General features: G+C 65.2%; 12 protein-coding genes. 5 read left to right on the forward strand and 7 right to left on the reverse strand.

All coding sequences use genetic code 11. The features are described from left to right. The first annotated feature begins 100 nt into the window (after nucleotides 1–100). Complete coding sequence (locus OIS50_RS12845) at nucleotides 101–940, forward strand: histone deacetylase family protein (protein WP_264694379.1); 840 nt, start codon at nucleotides 101–103, stop codon at nucleotides 938–940. 367 nt (nucleotides 941–1,307) lie between these two features. Here the strand turns inward: OIS50_RS12845 and OIS50_RS12850 are convergent, their stop codons facing one another. From OIS50_RS12850 to OIS50_RS12860, 3 genes are all read right to left on the reverse strand, one after another. Continuing rightward, nucleotides 1,308–2,024 (reverse strand): methyltransferase domain-containing protein, encoded by a 717-nt coding sequence (locus OIS50_RS12850; RefSeq protein WP_264691036.1) that lies wholly within the window; start codon nucleotides 2,022–2,024, stop codon nucleotides 1,308–1,310. Between the two features lie 87 nt (nucleotides 2,025–2,111). Further along, nucleotides 2,112–3,227, reverse strand: a complete 1,116-nt coding sequence (locus tag OIS50_RS12855; protein WP_264691037.1) for a type III polyketide synthase — start codon at nucleotides 3,225–3,227, stop codon at nucleotides 2,112–2,114. A 213-nt stretch (nucleotides 3,228–3,440) separates the two neighbouring features. After that, nucleotides 3,441–4,583 (reverse strand): NAD(P)/FAD-dependent oxidoreductase, encoded by a 1,143-nt coding sequence (locus tag OIS50_RS12860; RefSeq protein WP_264691038.1) that lies wholly within the window; start codon nucleotides 4,581–4,583, stop codon nucleotides 3,441–3,443. A 192-nt stretch (nucleotides 4,584–4,775) separates the two neighbouring features. Here OIS50_RS12860 and OIS50_RS12865 point away from each other — a divergent pair, with 192 nt between their 5' ends. Then, on the forward strand, nucleotides 4,776–5,159 hold the full coding sequence (locus tag OIS50_RS12865; RefSeq protein WP_264691039.1) for a T9SS type A sorting domain-containing protein: 384 nt from the start codon (nucleotides 4,776–4,778) through the stop codon (nucleotides 5,157–5,159). Between the two features lie 313 nt (nucleotides 5,160–5,472). Here the strand turns inward: OIS50_RS12865 and OIS50_RS12870 are convergent, their stop codons facing one another. Together OIS50_RS12870 and OIS50_RS12875 are read right to left on the reverse strand one after the other, a co-directional pair. Next, nucleotides 5,473–6,579, reverse strand: a complete 1,107-nt coding sequence (locus OIS50_RS12870) for a flavin-containing monooxygenase (RefSeq protein WP_264691040.1) — start codon at nucleotides 6,577–6,579, stop codon at nucleotides 5,473–5,475. A 62-nt stretch (nucleotides 6,580–6,641) separates the two neighbouring features. Beyond that, a complete protein-coding gene (locus OIS50_RS12875; RefSeq protein WP_264691041.1) occupies nucleotides 6,642–8,693 on the reverse strand; it encodes a GMC family oxidoreductase in 2,052 nt (683 codons plus the stop codon). A 354-nt stretch (nucleotides 8,694–9,047) separates the two neighbouring features. Here OIS50_RS12875 and OIS50_RS12880 point away from each other — a divergent pair, with 354 nt between their 5' ends. Then, entirely contained in the window at nucleotides 9,048–10,547 is a 1,500-nt protein-coding gene (locus OIS50_RS12880) for a DUF5723 family protein (RefSeq protein ID WP_264691042.1), read from the forward strand. Between the two features lie 79 nt (nucleotides 10,548–10,626). On the opposite strand, the gene OIS50_RS12885 is transcribed toward OIS50_RS12880, so the two are convergent. Then, entirely contained in the window at nucleotides 10,627–12,078 is a 1,452-nt protein-coding gene (locus OIS50_RS12885; protein ID WP_264691043.1) for an aldehyde dehydrogenase family protein, read from the reverse strand. Between the two features lie 153 nt (nucleotides 12,079–12,231). On the opposite strand from OIS50_RS12885, the gene OIS50_RS12890 reads away from it, so the two are divergent. After that, entirely contained in the window at nucleotides 12,232–12,768 is a 537-nt protein-coding gene (locus OIS50_RS12890; RefSeq protein WP_264691044.1) for a GNAT family N-acetyltransferase, read from the forward strand. A 554-nt stretch (nucleotides 12,769–13,322) separates the two neighbouring features. On the opposite strand, the gene OIS50_RS12895 is transcribed toward OIS50_RS12890, so the two are convergent. Beyond that, nucleotides 13,323–14,186, reverse strand: coding sequence for an SDR family oxidoreductase (locus OIS50_RS12895; RefSeq protein ID WP_264691045.1), 864 nt, complete (start codon nucleotides 14,184–14,186; stop codon nucleotides 13,323–13,325). Between the two features lie 188 nt (nucleotides 14,187–14,374). Between OIS50_RS12895 and OIS50_RS12900 the strand changes: the two genes are divergently transcribed. Beyond that, nucleotides 14,375–15,538, forward strand: a complete 1,164-nt coding sequence (locus tag OIS50_RS12900; protein WP_264691046.1) for a hypothetical protein — start codon at nucleotides 14,375–14,377, stop codon at nucleotides 15,536–15,538. Nucleotide 15,539 lies beyond the last annotated feature (1 nt).

Consider the following 15,539-nt stretch of genomic DNA (forward strand, 5'->3'; position numbering starts at 1 on the left):
CCTTCGCGGCGTTGTTTCGCGCGTGACCCATCCGCATTATTTGCCCGTTGCCTGGGCGCCGCTCTACGCCCACCCGCTGCCCGCCGGCCACCGCTTTCCGATGCTGAAATACGAGCTGCTGCCCGAGCAACTTATTCGCGAAGGCACCATTGCCGAGGAAAGCATCTTCGCGCCCATTCCGCTGCCCGAAAAGTATGTCCTGGAAACCCACTGCCCCGCCTACTACCAACGGCTGGTGCAGGGGCAGCTTACGCGGCACGAGGAGCGCGCCACGGGCTTTCCGTGGTCGGAGCAACTGGTGCAGCGCGAGGTTGCCATTTTGGGCGGCACGGTGCAGTGCGCCAAGCTGGCCCGCCACACCGGCGTGGCTCTGAATGTAGCCGGCGGCACCCACCACGCCTTTGCCGACCGCGGCGAGGGTTTTTGCCTGCTCAACGACCAGGCCGTGGCGGCCAACTACCTGCTGCAGCACGAAGGCATCGGCAAGGTGCTGATCGTTGATCTGGATGTGCACCAGGGCAACGGCACGGCGGCCCTGTTCCGGCACGAGCCGCGGGTATTCACCTTTTCGATGCACGGCGCCCGCAACTACCCCGCCCGCAAAGAGCAATCGGACCTCGACCTGCCCCTGCCCGACGGCACCGACGACGCCGCCTACCTAGGGCTGCTGCGCGAAACCCTGCCCCGCCTGCTCGACGAGGTACAGCCCGAGTTCGTGTTTTACCTCGCGGGCGTGGATGTGCTCAGCACCGATAAGCTCGGGCACCTCGGCCTCACCCGCGAGGGTTGCCGCCAGCGCGACCGGCTGGTGCTCGAACTCTGCCACCGCCACCACTTGCCCGTGGTGGTGTGCATGGGCGGCGGCTACTCCGAGCGCATCAGCGACATCGTGGAAGCCCACGCCAATACCTTCCGGCTGGCGCGTGAGCTGTGGTTTTGAGCGGCAGCAGCACGAAAAAACTCCCCTCCTCAGCTGAGGAGGGGACGCGGCCACGCAGTGGACGCTGGGGTGGTTGACCTCGCGTCAGATAGTAACCTTAACCAACCAGCACGTCATGCGGAGCGCAGTCGAACCGCAGGTCGGCGTAGCCAAGCATCTCTACTGATAGCATTTTACTATTCGACGAAGCGGTAGAGATGCTTCGCCAGGCTCAGCATGACATGACCTAGGTCGTCGGGCTCCCCTTTCCATCGGAGGGGGCCCAGGGGGGGTGAGGCCCAACGTCAGCAACGATTGTCAACGACCTCAGCAGCAACTGAAGCTGCCGCGTCCCCTCCTCAGCTGAGGAGGGGAGTTTTTTGTGCTGCTACTCCCCTGCCCCCTCAATTATCAGCTGCCACCGAAAGGCCCATTGCCAGCGCAGCTGGTAGCGCGTAATGGCGGCGGTGGTCAGCAGTTCTTCCCAATCGTGGCGGCGGAAGGCGCGGGCCACCGACAAGGGCGCGTCGTTTTGCACCAGGTACGAGCCGCCCAGCAGGCGCGTGAGCCACCTGATGCTGTGGTAGGCCAGCGGGTGGCGGTGCAAATCGTTGATGACGACGGCCGTGCGGGCCTGCTCGCGCCACTGGCGCAGCATGGGCACCAGCTCGTGCTCGGCAAAGTGGTGGCAAAACAGGCTGCACATCACCACATCGTAGCGTTGCCGCGCGAATTCGGGCGCGAAGATGTCCTGCTGCTCGAACCGGATTTCGGGGTAGCCCTGGCTGCGGGCGCGGGCGTAATCCACCATAAAGGCGTTGGCATCGAGGCCGGTTAGCTCTACGGCCAGGCCTTGCCGGCGCGCCCACTGCGCCACGCGCCGCAGGGTGTCGCCGCCGCCGCTGCCTAGGTCGGCAATGCGCACGGGGCGGTTGGCAGGCAGCCGGGGGCGCAGGCGCTGCAAAGCGCTGAGCACCACGCGGTAGCCACCTAGGCGCGCGTTAATAACCTCGAGCTCGTAGAGGTTTTGGCGCAGGTCGTCGGAGGCCAGCGTCAGGTCGTCCATCAGCTCGGGCTCCAGGGAGCGGCGGGCGAAATCGGGCATAAGGGGTGAAGGAGGAATGATGAAGGAAGAAGGAGGAATGAAAAAAGGAAGCAGCGGCCTTCCTCCCTCGTCATTCCTCCTTCTTCCTTACTGATAAGCTACGCGCAGCAGCATGGCCTCCAGCGTCAGGCCCGGCCCGAAGGCGAAGCTGAGCACGGGGGCGCCGTCTTCTTCGGGCTGCAGGTGGCGCTGCAGCTCGCGCAGCACAAACAGCACCGTGGCCGACGACAAGTTGCCCACCTCGTGCAGCACGCGGTAGGCGTGGCGGTTGTCGGCCGGCGAGAGGCCCAGCTCCTGCTCAATGGCCTCCAGAATGCGCCGCCCGCCCGGGTGAATGGCGAAGTGCCGCACATCGGGCAGGCGCACGGGCAGGCGCTGTAGCAGCCCGTCGGTGAGCTTGCGGATGCCCTGCTTTACCAGCCGCGGCACGTAGCTCGAGAGCGTCATCTCGAAGCCAAAATCATTTACGTGCCAGGCCATGTCGGCTTGCCCATCGGGCTCGAGGCCGCAGTGGAAAGCGGCCAGCTCGAGGTTGGGCCGGCCGGGGGCGGGTTGGCCCAGCACCAAAGCGGCCGAGGCCCCGTCGCCGAACAAGGCATTGGCCACCATGTGGTCTTCCTCGTTGCGCTTCTGAAAGTGCAGCGTGCACAGTTCGGTGCACACGATGAGCACGCGGGCCCTGGGGTCGGCGCGGCAAAACGCATCGGCCAGCTTCAGGGCGTTGAAGGCCGCGTAGCAGCCCATAAAGTTGACGCAGGTGCGCTGCACATCGGGCCGCAGCCCTAGGTGCTGCACCAGCTCGATATCGAGGCCGGGGGCATACATGCCGGTGCAGCTCACCGAAATCAGGTGGGTAATGCTTTGCACCGATACCTCGGGGGCCTGGCGCAGGCAGTCGAGGGCGGCCTCGGCGGCCAGCGGCAGGGCCTCGCGGCGGTACACGCGCATGCGGGCGCCCACCGTCGGGAAGGGCTCCAGGTCGGGCGTGTTCGGGAAAAAGGTGTAGGCCCCGGGCGTGCGGCCGTAGTCGGGCAGCACCGAGTGCCGGTAGCCAATGCCCGACATGCGGTAGATGGCGCGGAGCTTACGTGTGCCAGCCTCGTCCATGCCGTGGGCACGGGCCATAAACTCGGCAATCTGCGGCTGCGGCAGCCGGTGCGCCGGCGTAGCCGTGCCGATGGCGCTGAGGTAGCTGGTGGTCATGAAGAGCAGTATACGGCGGGTCGGTGAGCAATGATCGGCGGGCAATGATCAATGAACAATTATCAATGAACAATGGCCACGAGCATCGGACAGTGTGGTACCGTTTCTGTTGAGCTAGGGTTGCTCTAAAGTTCGCGGCGCGTGGTTGGCTGCGGGCCGTGGGGCATGCAGCGGCATCGGCCAGTTGCTCCTTTTGCACTCCTCATTCTTCCGTCAGAAAGGCGCGCCGTGGGTTTGCCGCATCAGGCCTTGCACCACGGCCGGGGCGTAGCGCAGCGTGGCCACCACGGCATCGGTAAGGCGCGGGCCGCCAAACAAGCCTTGCACCATGCGCCCGATGCGCAACCGGCCGGCAAACTGCCGCTGCCAGGCGCGGGTGTAGCTGGCCTCCAGCGCGGGGCGCGTAAACTGGCCCCCTAGGTAGGCGTGGGCGTGCTCGGCGGCCAGGGCCGCGCCGTGCATGGCCATGGCCATGCCGTTGCCGCACAGCGGGGTAATGAGCCCGGCCGCATCGCCGCACATCAGCACGTGCTGCTCCACGCTGGTTTTCGGGGCGAAGGAAATTTCGTTGATGACCTCGGGCTGCGCGTACAGGCGCTCGGCGCCGGTTAGCACCTCGCGCAGGTGCGGGTTTTTGGCCAGCACCTCGGCCTCCAGGGCGGGTATGCTGCCGTGGCGGCGCAGCTGCGCGCGGGTGGTGAGGTAGCAGAAGCAGTACCGGTCGGCTTCGATGGCCGAGAGGCCGGCGTAGCCATCGGCGAAGTTGTGCAGGGCAATGAGGTTGCGCGGGAAATCGAGGCGCAGGTGGTACTTCACGCCCACGTACGGCGAGCGTTGCCGAAAGAAGGCGCGGTCGAGCTGCCGGTCGAGGGTGGCGCGTTTGCCGTAGGCACCCAGCACTACGCGGGCTCGGAGCTGCTGGCCATCGGCCAGCGTGGCAGTAAAGCAATCGGCGGCGGGCTCGAAACGGACGTTGCTGACAGTGGCGCCGAGCCAGAATTGCACCCCGCGGGCAGCGGCCAGCTGGTACAGGTACTCGTCGAGGGCGAAGCGGCTTACGCCGAAGCCGCCTAGGTCGAGACGCGCCGTGAGGGTGCGGCCACCCGGCGCCGATACCAGGAATTGTTCTATTCGGGCGGGTTGCAGCGGCGCGGGGTCGGCGCCCAGGCGGCGCAGGTACGGCAGCACCTCGTTGGAAACGTACTCGCCGCACACCCGATGAAACGGGTAGTGGCGCCGCTCTACCAGCGCTACGCGGCGCCCGCGGCTGGCCAGGTCGAGGGCGGCGGTAAGGCCGGCCAGCCCGCCGCCGATAATCAGCACTTCAACATCAGAAACGGGCTGGGCAGTGGGCAAAACGACAGGGGGAATTAGATCTAACGAAGACGAACGCTGTATTCGTATACGAAGCTTCAAAAGGTACCTTATATTCCATATATTTTTTATAACCTATTTCAGAATAAGCCGTTACTTTTGTGGATGTTCCGTGCGCTGCGCCGCATCCGGCCCCGATGTAGCGCAGGCACCCCGCCAGCATTACTTTTTTCTATGCCCCAACGTTTACTCTACGCTATACTGGTAACTGCTTTTAGCGTGTGCTGTTTGCAAAGCAGTTTACCAGCCGCCGCTGCCAAGCAGCAAGCGCCGGCGCGAGCGGTTGCGCCCGCCGCCGCCTCCGACGACCGCAACATTCTGGTGTACCCCAACCCCAGCTCCGATGTGGTGTACGTGTCGTTTACCGGCTTCGAAGGCCGCAAAACCGAGCTGCGCCTGCTCAACGTGATTGGCACCGTGGTGTACCGCGAAACCATTACGGAGCTCAACAACCGCTTTACGCGCCGCCTCGATCTGAGCCGTTTTGCCAGCGGCCTGTACTACGTCAAAATCGATTCCGACAATACCAGCGTAATGCGCAAGTTGGTGATTCGCTAACGATTGGCTTAACGCACGCGGCGGCCGTTGCTCCTTGCTGGGGCAACGGCCGCCGCGTTTTTGGCACCCAGGGATTGGGGCGGCGGGCCATAAAAAAAGCCCTTCGGGGCAAACCGAAGGGCTGATGAGACAACGTGGAAGACAATGTTAGCGGCGGGCGCGAACTGGCACTGGCTGGAGCTGAGGGGTACGGCCACCCAGAACACGGTCCAGAAGCGCAGCCAATTTATCAGCAAGCGAATTCAGCGTCATGGAAGAGTACAAGAATGTGGAAAGCCTACATACCAAATTACGCAGCTTTAACTAATTCGGACTACGCCGGGGTTCCTTTTTTTTGCCGAACTACCTTTTGGCTGGCCAGAAGCGCCTTTACCACCCGTTGGGCATCGGCCCCTACGCCGCCCATCAAAGCCGAGCCGCGGCTGTCGAGCCAGGGCAACCCCAGAAACGCCAGCCCCGGCACAGTACTAATACCGCGGTGGTGCAGCGGAAAACCCTGGCTATCAAGCACCGGCAGCTCGAGCCAGCGGTAATCGGGCCGAAATCCGGTGGCCCATACCACGGCTTGCAGCGGCGGCGTGCGGCCGGCATCGGCCAGCAACGCAGCGCTTTCGGCTTGGCGGGCGCGGCCAATCCAGTGCACGTTGGCAAAGCGGCGGAGGCGGCGCAAGTCGCCGGCCACCACGGGCTCGGCGCGGCGGTGCAGCCAGCGGCCCAACAAGCCATGCCGCGAAAGTCCTAAGATGCCGAAGGTTTTCAGCAGCACCCACATGAGCGTATTGTTGGGCATGGCAGGCGTGCCGGGGTCGAAGGCCGCGTACACGGGCCGGCCGGTAGCGGCTACATCGGCAGCAATTTGCAAGGCCGAGTTGCCGCTGCCCACCACCGCCACCGCTCCGGAGCCCAGCAGCTGCTCGGGCGCCTGGTACTGGCTGCTGTGCAGCTGCTGCACCCCGGCACCTAGGGCGCTGGCCCAGGCCGGCACGTGCGGCGCCCCAAACCCGCCCGTGCACACAATTACGCGCCTGGCCAGGTAATGCGCCCCTGCCTCGGTAAGTGCCCCAAAGCCTCCGCCATCGGCCAAGCTTACCCGCACCACGCGCTGCCCTAGGTGCACCTCGAAGTTGAAGTAGTTGGCATAGAGCCGCAGGTACTGCGCGGCTTCGTCTTTGGTGGGGTAGCGCAGCCCGGGGCCGGGCCATTTCAGCCCGGGCAAGGCACTGGCCCAGGCCGGCGAAAACAACCGCAGCGAGGCGTAGCGCGAGGCCCACACCCGCCCTACTTCGGCGGCCTGCTCAAGCAGCAGGCACGGCACGCCGGCCTGTTGCAGGTAATAGGCCGCGGCCAGGCCGGCCTGGCCGGCGCCAATAATCAGGGTATCGGTACGGTACTCGCCGGCGGCAGCAACTACGGATGGCATAGCAATTGGCGTGGCCCCACCCAGGGCCACGCCACAAAGAAACAACTGCCGGCCCTAGGTGCTTAGCCGGCGGCCGCCGTTGCGGCCGCCGGGTGCGCGGCCGTGGCCAAATCGGCCTTCAGGTGCTGCGCGGTGTGGTGCGCCAACGCCATAATGGTGAGCATGGGATTGACGCCGCTGCACGCCGGAAAAGCCGAGCCATCGGCTACGTACAAGCCCCGGGCCTCGAACAGCTCGCCCGTGGGGCTGGTGGGGTGCGTGGCGCGATTGCCGCCCATGCGGCAGGTACTCATTTGGTGGGCGCTGTAGAGGTTAAAGCGGTTGGGGCTCCAATCGAGGTGGGGCAGCGCATCAAGTACCTCCGGGTTCCGGATTACGCCTTCGTGCGCGTGCAGCGTGGGCAGCGTGCCGTGCGGCAAATACACCGTGTGGGCCCCGGCAGCGACATGGATTTCGGCGGCCGTGCGCACCCCGGTCAGCAGGCTGCCGCGGTCGAAGGCGCTCAGGCGGTAGCTGATGAGCGGCTGGCCGCGCTTATCGATGCGCACCTGGCCGCTGTCCCGGTCGCGGGTGAGCACGATGAACGAGCCCAGGTGCGCGGCCTGCTCCATAATGCGCTTGTGCTGCTCGCCCGAAAGCCACGGCAGCGTCATGGCCATCAGCCCCAGGTGGGCGGGCGGCGTTTCGATTTTGGCGCCGAAGTTGGTGCCGCCGAGCCGGGCGCAGCTGTCGTTTACTACCGACATGCTCGGCCCGTACCACGCCTCAATCAGCTGCGGATACACGCCCGACACCGCCACCGTGGGGTGCAGGTGCAAGTGCTGCCCTAGGTGCGGGTGGCGCAGGCCGCTGCGCAGCAGCAAGGCCGGCGTTTGGATAGCGCCGCCCGCTACCACCACCCGCTTGGCCCGGATGCGCACTGGCACCACGCGGCCATCGGGGGCGCGGTACTCGGCCTCGGCGCCGGTGGCACGACCGGCCTCCAGGGTAATGCGCTGCACGCGCGTATCGGGCAGCAGGCGGGCGCCGTGCGCGGCGGCGGTTTTGAGGTAGGTGTTGAGCGTGCCTTGCTTGATGCCGTACCGGTCGCCGAAGGTGCTGAAGCCAAGGCCGCGGAAGTGCAGCTCGGAGTCGTCGAGGCCTTTTTCGTTGCGCGGAATGGGGCGCACCTCGTGCCCCAGGCGCCGCGAGCCTTCGAGCAGGGCCTGGTTCTGGCCGTTGTGGCGCACGTAGTCGGTGTTCACGCTCAGGGCCGCGGCCACGGCATCGAGGCTGTGGCGGAACGAGGCCTGCAGAAAATGCGGGGCCTGATGCTCGCGCGCCCACTCCTCCAGAATGTAGTCGGGCGTGCGGAACGAGCCCGCCCAGTTGACGGTGGTACCGCCGCCCAGGCACGAGCCGGCCAGCAAGGTTACGCCCCCATCGGTGGTGCTGAGGGTGCCGCGCGCGTCGTAGAGGTGGCCGATCATGTCGGCTTCGCGCTGCGTGAAGTCGCAGCCGTGGCAGTACGGGCCTTTGTCGAGCACCAGCACATCGTGGCCGGCCGCGGCCAGCTCGCCGGCTACCACGCCGCCGCCCGCGCCGCTGCCAATCACCAGCACCTCGCAGGTGTAGGTAGCCTCGGGGCCCGCGGGGTGCAGGGTTTGCAGCGGCCGGGGGGTGTCTACCAGTCCGTCGGAAAAAGCCAGCGGGCCGGGGTAGCCCAGCTCCTGCCAGTTGAAGTTGGGTGCCTCGGGCGCCGAGCCGCCGTAGTACAGAAACATCACCAGCTTGCGCAGGGCCTGAAACCCTTGGCGCAGCGGCGGCAGCGGGCTTTGGCTCCAGCACTGCAGCAGCTTTTCGCGCTGGGCGGCATCGAGCGCCAGAAAGGGCTTGAGCGGGCCGCCCCAGCTCAGGCCCAGCAGGCGGCTATCGAGCAGGCCGAGCAATTGCCCGAACTGCTGCTGCGCGGCTTGCGGCTGCGCCTCGATGGCGGCCTGCAGCAGCTCCAGGCGCACGCCTTCGGCGCCGTGGTGCTGCCAAAATGCGGCGTGCTGGGTGTGGCCCGGCAGGCTCGGAATAAACGCATCGGCCAGCGCGGCCAGGGTGCGGCGTTGCTCAGCTGAGAAATCCATGCAATGGGTGGGTTAGGCAGGCAAAACAGGCGCGCGCTGGGTTTCGGCCACAAGCGGCAGCACCGGGCGCGGGGCTTACTGCTAAATACAACTTTTTCGGCGGATACTCGGCATGCCGAGCTTCCAAAATCGGCCACAGCTACCGGCCCTGGCCTCCGCCGGAATTGTTGGCGCGGGTTTGCAGCCAACCCAAGCCCAACCATACCTTTGGCGCGCCCTGGGCGGTGCGGGCAAAACCACGGTTGTACGCAGCTTTTCCCAAGTGGGTTGTACGGCCGCCGCTTGCCCGCTGGCAGCCAGCCACTTGCCTTCGCTTTTTCCTTGGCCTATCGGCTACACCTTTTACTGCAACCCGTGACCCTACCTGCCCCTCGCCTGCTCGGCGGTGCGCTGCTGCTATTGCTCCCCGAGCTGGCAGCGGCGCAGTCGTCGTTCAACACCTCGCGCTCCAACTACAGCGGCCTGGGCGGCGCTGCCTGGAACCCCGCCACCCTGGCCGATAACCGCTACAAGTTTCAGCTGCGGCTGATTGGGGTGGATGTGCACGCCACCAACACAGCCTACCGCTACAGCGGCGGCTGGAATTTGCTGGTGCGCGACGTGCCCCTGGAGTTCAACAAGAGCACCCTGGAGGCGCGCCCCACCGATAAGCCCCAGCGGTTGAGCGTGGGCCTGAACATGCGCGGCCCGGGCCTGCTGCTGCGCCTGAACGAACGCAACTCGCTGGCCATCGGCAGCCGCGTGCGGGTGGCGTTGCAGGGCAACCATGTGTCGCCGGCGCTGCTGCAAAACGCCGTCGACGAATTCAAAACCAAAGCCCGCTTCGCCGACAACACCTTCAACCTGAATCTGAACGCCTTTGCCGAGTGGAACGCCTCGTACGCGCGGGTGGTGCTCGACGCGGGGCCGCACTTCCTGAAGGCGGGCATCACGGGCAAGCGCCTGCTGGGCGTGGCCTCGGCCTACCTGCAAAGCCGCGACCTCGACTACGAAGTGGTAACGCGCACGGCCGCCACCGGCGACTCGACGCTGCGCGTGCACCACCTCGACGGCGCTTTCGGGTACTCCAACGCCGATGCTTTCCGGGATTTTGACCTGAGCACGGCCCGCCGCTGGCTTACGCCCAGCAATGCCCCCGGCAGCGGCTGGGGCGCCGACCTGGGCCTGGTGTACGAGTACCGCCCCGACGACCCCGCGCAGTATCGCTACGTGGATAAGAAAGGCGTGACGCGCACCGACCACTCGCGCAGCAAGTACAAGTACCGCGTTTCGGTGGCCATTACCGATGTGGGCTCCATCCGCTACCGCAACGCCGTGGCTTACAACAATATCCGGGCCCGGAACCTGGGCGTAAGCGAAAGCGACATCGAGGGCATCAACGAAAACAACTTCGCGGAGCGGTTTGAGCGCGTGCTGCAAACCCGCCGCTACCAAAAAGAAACCAGCTTTAGCGCCGCCCTGCCCACCGCCCTGAACCTCGACGTGGACTACCGCGTGGCCCGGCGCCTGTACCTGAATGCGGCCCTCAGCCAGGGCCTGCGGGGCTCCTACGCGGCCGGCATGCGCCACTTTTCCTTTGCCTTGGTGGCCCCGCGCCTCGAAACGAAGTGGCTGGAAATAGCCACGCCGGTTTCGCTCATCAACAACTACCAAACGCTTACCTACGGCCTGAACCTGCGCCTGGGCCCGCTCAGCATAGGCTCGAACGACCTGGGCGGGCTGCTCGGCGCCAAGCCCTACGGCACCAACGTGTACGTGGAGCTGTCGCTGCTTTCGCTCACCAACCAGCGCCCCAAAAACCCGAAACCGAAGGCCGGCCGGCCGGTGCCTTCGGCGGCGCCGGCCTCCATTTAAGGCTGCCGCCCTAGGTGCCCGCCCGGCGCCCCGCTGCCGCCCACCTAGGGCCGGCGGGGCGCCGCGGCGTTGCGGAGCGCTACAAAAACTTCAGCAGCCAGCCCACCATTTTGCGCACGCGCTCGGTGTAGGGCGGGTAAAACATTTTGATGCCGGTTTTGCCCACGCGCTGCTGCAGCACGGCTTTTTCGTTGGAGAAAGCCACGAAGCCGTAGTGCCCGTGGGCCCGCCCGATGCCGCTGTTGCCGAAGCCGCCGAAGGGCAGCTCGGGGTGCCCTAGGTGCACGATGGTATCGTTGACGCAGGCACCGCCGGCGGGCACGTGGCCGAGCAGGTAGCGCTGGTTTTCGGCGTTGCGCGTGAACACGTACAGGGCCAGCGGGTGCGGCCGGGCGTTGATGAAATCGACGGCCTCCATGAGGTTGCCGAAGGTTTGCACGGGCAGCAGCGGCCCGAAAATTTCCTCCTGCATCACGGCGCTGTCGGGCGGGGCGTTGAGCAGCACGGTGGGCTCGATAAAGCACTGCGCATGATCGACGCTGCCGCCCACGGCAATGGTGGCGCCGCGCTGCTGGGCGTCTTCGAGCAGGCGTGCCAGCCGCCCGAAGTGATGGCTGTTGACGATGCGCGCATACGACTCGGACTGGGCCACGCCGCGCCCCCCGGCGTCGTAGAAACGGTGGAGCACCTGCCGGATTTCCTCGATCAGCTGGTCTTTCACGCGCTCGTGCACCAGCAGGTAATCGGGCGCCACGCAGGTTTGGCCGGCGTTGATGCACTTGCCCCACACGAGCTTTTCGGCGGCGTCGCGCAGGTCGGCGGTGTCGTCGATTACGGCCGGCGACTTGCCGCCCAGCTCCAGCGTAACGCTGGCAAGGTGCTCGGCGGCGGCCCGCATCACAATTTTGCCCACCTGCGGGCTCCCCGTGAAGAAGATATGATCGAAGGGCAGCTGCAGCAGGGCCGTGGCCACGTCTTTGTCGCCCTCCACCACGCTCACCTCGGCCGGGTCGAACACCTCCCGGGCCAGGCGCGCGATGAGCGCCGCCACGCCCGGCGTCATTTCCGAGGGCTTCACGATGCAGCAGTTGCCGGCCGCCAGCGCCGATACCAGCGGCCCGATGGCCAAATAGAAGGGGTAGTTCCAGGGGGCCATAATCAGGCACACGCCCTTGGGCTCGTACTGCACCCACGAGGTGGTGCCCAGCAAGGCCAGCGGCGTGCCCACGCGCCTAGGTCGCATCCACTGCTTGAGGTGCTTGATGGCGTGGCGAATTTCGGCCTGGGTGGCGTAAATCTCGGTTACGTCGGTTTCGGTAGCGGGCTTGCGGAAATCGTGGTACAGCGCGGCCCGAATGTCGTCGCGGTGCTGCGCAATCCAATCGTGCAGGCGCTGCAGGCGCCGGATGCGCTCGGCGGCTTCTTCGCGCCGCAGGGCCTCGCTGCGGCCTTTTTGCAAACGGAACAAGTGCTGCAGGGCAGCGGTATCGGGCGCCAGAGCGGCAGTGGCCGGAGCTACGGAAACGGACATACGGGGAGGGGCGGCAATGAAGTGTAGGTAAGATAACGTGTGCCGGGCACTGCGGAGTTGCGCGGGCAGGGCACATCTAACTGGCAGCGGCTGGCGTATTCACGGTTCGCTACGCGTATCTTGGGTAAGCAACCCGCCTTTCCCCGCTATGTTATGGATACTACCCTGTTGCTGCAAGGCGAAATGGTAACGCTGCGGCCGCTTACGCCCGCCGACAAGGAGCTGTTTTACCAATGGGCCGTGCGCTCCGATGCTACGCCGTACATCTTCGGCGCCGATCAGGGCGCCCGCGTGCCCACCTGGGAGGAGCTGTTCGGCGACTACCTGCCGCACTACTTCGACAGCTCGGCGCCCAACCTGGGGCAGTCGTTCGGCATCGAGGTAAACGGGCAGCCCATCGGCCAGATCAACTACGACGAAATCGACCCGCTCGACAACTCCACCGAGCTCGATATCTGGATTGCCTCCAGCGCCGACACCGGCCGCGGCTACGGCACCGATGCCCTGAATACCCTGGCCGAATACCTGTTCGAGAACCTAGGCGTGGAAGTGTGCACCATTGTGCCGGCCGCCTCCAATACCCGCGCCATCCGCACCTACGAAAAGGCGGGGTTCCGGCTGGCCCGCGAGGTGGTCCACAACCAGGTACGCTGGCTGCACATGGAGCGCAGGCGCGACGACATCACCTAGGGGCGTTTGCCAAAGCCGTTAGCCGGGGCGTTGCGGATGCTAAAGTTGTAAACAAAGTTATCCACACTGTGTGCATTACTTTTACAATCAACTGACAGCAAGCGTTTTGAAAACTAAATATTTGGCCTCATTGGCAATGCACGCTGTTTGTCCACAGCCTGTAGGGGCTCCTTAGCCTGCCGATGCGGCTACCGACCTAGGCACCTGGCCCCACCAAAAAGCGGCGCCGTAGGCCCCAAAAAAACCGCCCCAGCCGTAGTCGGCCGGGGCGGTTTTGCTTTTGTTGTTGAACGTCCTGCTGAGCGCAGTCGAACCGTAGGAAGGCGCTAGCCAAGCATCTCTACCGCTTCGCCCGAACGTCATGTCGAGCGCAGCCGAGACATCTCGCGTGCTGATGTCCGATACTAACCGCTCCCCTCTCTTTTGGAGAGGGGCTGGGGGTGAGGTCCAACGTGAGAAGGTCCTTCGCTTTGCTCAGGATTACAGTTACTATCCGACGAGATGTCTCGACTGCGCTCAGCAAGATGGGCTGTGTTGCGTATCAGCCCGCAGCCCTAGGTGTTCAGGATTTCACCGCCATTGGGGTGCAGGGCCTGGCCCGTGATGTACGAGGCGTCGTCGGAAGCCAGGAACACGTAGCACGGGCCTACTTCCGAAGGCTGGCCGGGGCGTTTCATGGTGGTATCCTGCCCGAATTTGGCCACCTTTTCGGGCGGGAACGAGGCCGGGATAAGGGGCGTCCAGATGGGGCCGGGCGCTACCGAGTTCACCCGAATTTTCTTTTCGGCCAGCTGCTGCGCCATCGAACGCGTGAAGGCCGTGATGGCGCCTTTGGTGGAGGTGTAATCGACGAGCTGCTGGTTGCCGCGGTAGGCGTTGATGCTGGAGGTGTTGATGATGTTGTCGCCGGCCTGCATGTGCTTGAGGGCGGCGCGCGTAACGCGCACAAACGAGAAGAAGTTTACCTCGAAGGTGTCTTCCCACTGCTCGTCGTCCACCTCCGTCAGGTCTTCGCTAACGAACTGCTCGGCGGCGTTGTTGACGAGGATGTTCAGGCGGCCCAGCTCCTGCACCGTGCGCGCCACAATGTCCTGGCAGAACTGCCGGTCGCGCAAATCGCCGGGCAGCGTGAGGCACCGGCGGCCCTCCTGCTCTATCAGCTGACGGGTTTCGTGGGCGTCTTGTTCCTCGTCGGGCAGGTAGGTGATGGCCACATCGGCGCCCTCGCGGGCAAAATGCACCGCAATGGAGCGACCGATGCCCGAGTCGCCGCCCGTAATCAGGGCCACTTTGCCCTGCAGCTTGTCGCTGCCTTTGTAGCCCGCGCGGATGTACTCCGGTTTGGGCGTCATTTCCTGCTCGATGCCGGGCTGCTGCTCTTGCTTTTGCGGGGGCAGCTTCGTGGGTTTGTTTTCCATAGCGCGTAGGGTGAATAGCTGAGCCCCAACAAACGCGCCGGGCCGGGCAGGGTTATGGCCGAGCCGGCCAACCGGCCGCGGCCCTAGGTGCCCGGGCCCCATTGTCCGGGCGGCAGCCCTAGGCCCAACCGAACTTAACGCAACGGCCGGCTTGTTGGCTTGGCGGGCCACTTCTTCAGCGTATTCGCGTGCTTCGTCGACTTATTGGGCAGCAATTGCCAACTGCTATTCTTCTGATCTTCAGTAACCGCCTTAGCCGGCGCGGCCGGTGGCTGGCGCTGCTGGCCGGTGTGCAGTTGCTCACGGCCAGCCAGGCGGGGCCCACGCCGGCCATTGCCCCGTTGGCGCTGCGCACCGAGTTGCTGCCGCTCGAGCCGGCGGGCTTTTACGTGGCGCGGGTAATCGATGAGCGCAAAGACCAAAAGGCCGTGGCGTACCTGCTGCCCGCTCCCGACAAGCCCGCGCAACCCGTCGATTTGCAGGGTGGCGGTGCGGCCGTGTTGCGGCGCTTTATTCAGCAGGGCATTAAGCGCAACGCCGCGCTGCGGCCCGTAACGGTGCGGGTGCGCGAGTGCCGCATCAGCGAAACGCCCGTGAGCGGCACCAACTGGCTGATCGACGGCAAAGTGGCCGTGCACCTGGCGTTTGAGTGGCAGCGCAACGGCAAAACCATTCCGCTCACGAGCTACCAGGGCGGGGCGCGCTACCGCCGCACCACCAAGCAGCTCAGCATCATCGAGCCCACGTTGCGCCAAAGCCTCGCCGATGCCTTAGGCAACTTCAACAGCTGGATAGCCCAGGCCGCCCGCTACGACGAAAAGCTGGCCACGGGCCTGCGCATCACCACCCTCGACCACACCCAAAACACCGACGCCGACACGCTGTTTTACGTTCCGGCCCAGCCGCTTACCTACGCCGATTTTCGGGCCCAGCCCCGCACCCGCGGCGGGCAGTACGGCGGGGCCGTGTTCCCCAGCTTTTCGTACCAGGGCAGCGCCCGGCTCGAAGGCGGCCGGGTGCACCTCACCGTTACCACCAAGGTGTTTGTGGTGCGCAGCTCCTCGTGGCTGGCGCCCGAGCACCACGATGCCTACACCCTCAACCACGAGCAGCGGCACTTCGATCTGGTGAAGCTGGTGGCCGAACGCTTCAAGCGCAAGCTCAGCCCCGACAGCATGCACCTCGACAACTACAACGCGCGCATGCAGTTTCAGTACCTGCAATCGTGGTGGGAGATGAACCGCCTGCAAGAGCAGTACGACGGCGAAACCGGCGGCGGCCAGAACACGGCCGCCCAGCAGCGCTGGAACCAGCGCATCGATGCGGAGCTGCGGGCGTTTAAGGTGAAATAAC

It is taken from the genome of Hymenobacter sp. YIM 151858-1, assembly GCF_025979705.1.
Taxonomy (GTDB): domain Bacteria; phylum Bacteroidota; class Bacteroidia; order Cytophagales; family Hymenobacteraceae; genus Solirubrum.

Coding starts and splice junctions, on each gene's coding strand:
- OIS50_RS12845 (WP_264694379.1), top strand. CDS start 101: ATGCTGAAATACGAGCTGCTGCCCGAGCAACTTATTCGCGAAGGCACC.
- OIS50_RS12850 (WP_264691036.1), bottom strand. CDS start 2,024: ATGCCCGATTTCGCCCGCCGCTCCCTGGAGCCCGAGCTGATGGACGAC.
- OIS50_RS12855 (WP_264691037.1), bottom strand. CDS start 3,227: ATGACCACCAGCTACCTCAGCGCCATCGGCACGGCTACGCCGGCGCAC.
- OIS50_RS12865 (WP_264691039.1), top strand. CDS start 4,776: ATGCCCCAACGTTTACTCTACGCTATACTGGTAACTGCTTTTAGCGTG.
- OIS50_RS12870 (WP_264691040.1), bottom strand. CDS start 6,579: ATGCCATCCGTAGTTGCTGCCGCCGGCGAGTACCGTACCGATACCCTG.
- OIS50_RS12875 (WP_264691041.1), bottom strand. CDS start 8,693: ATGGATTTCTCAGCTGAGCAACGCCGCACCCTGGCCGCGCTGGCCGAT.
- OIS50_RS12885 (WP_264691043.1), bottom strand. CDS start 12,078: ATGTCCGTTTCCGTAGCTCCGGCCACTGCCGCTCTGGCGCCCGATACC.
- OIS50_RS12890 (WP_264691044.1), top strand. CDS start 12,232: ATGGATACTACCCTGTTGCTGCAAGGCGAAATGGTAACGCTGCGGCCG.
- OIS50_RS12895 (WP_264691045.1), bottom strand. CDS start 14,186: ATGGAAAACAAACCCACGAAGCTGCCCCCGCAAAAGCAAGAGCAGCAG.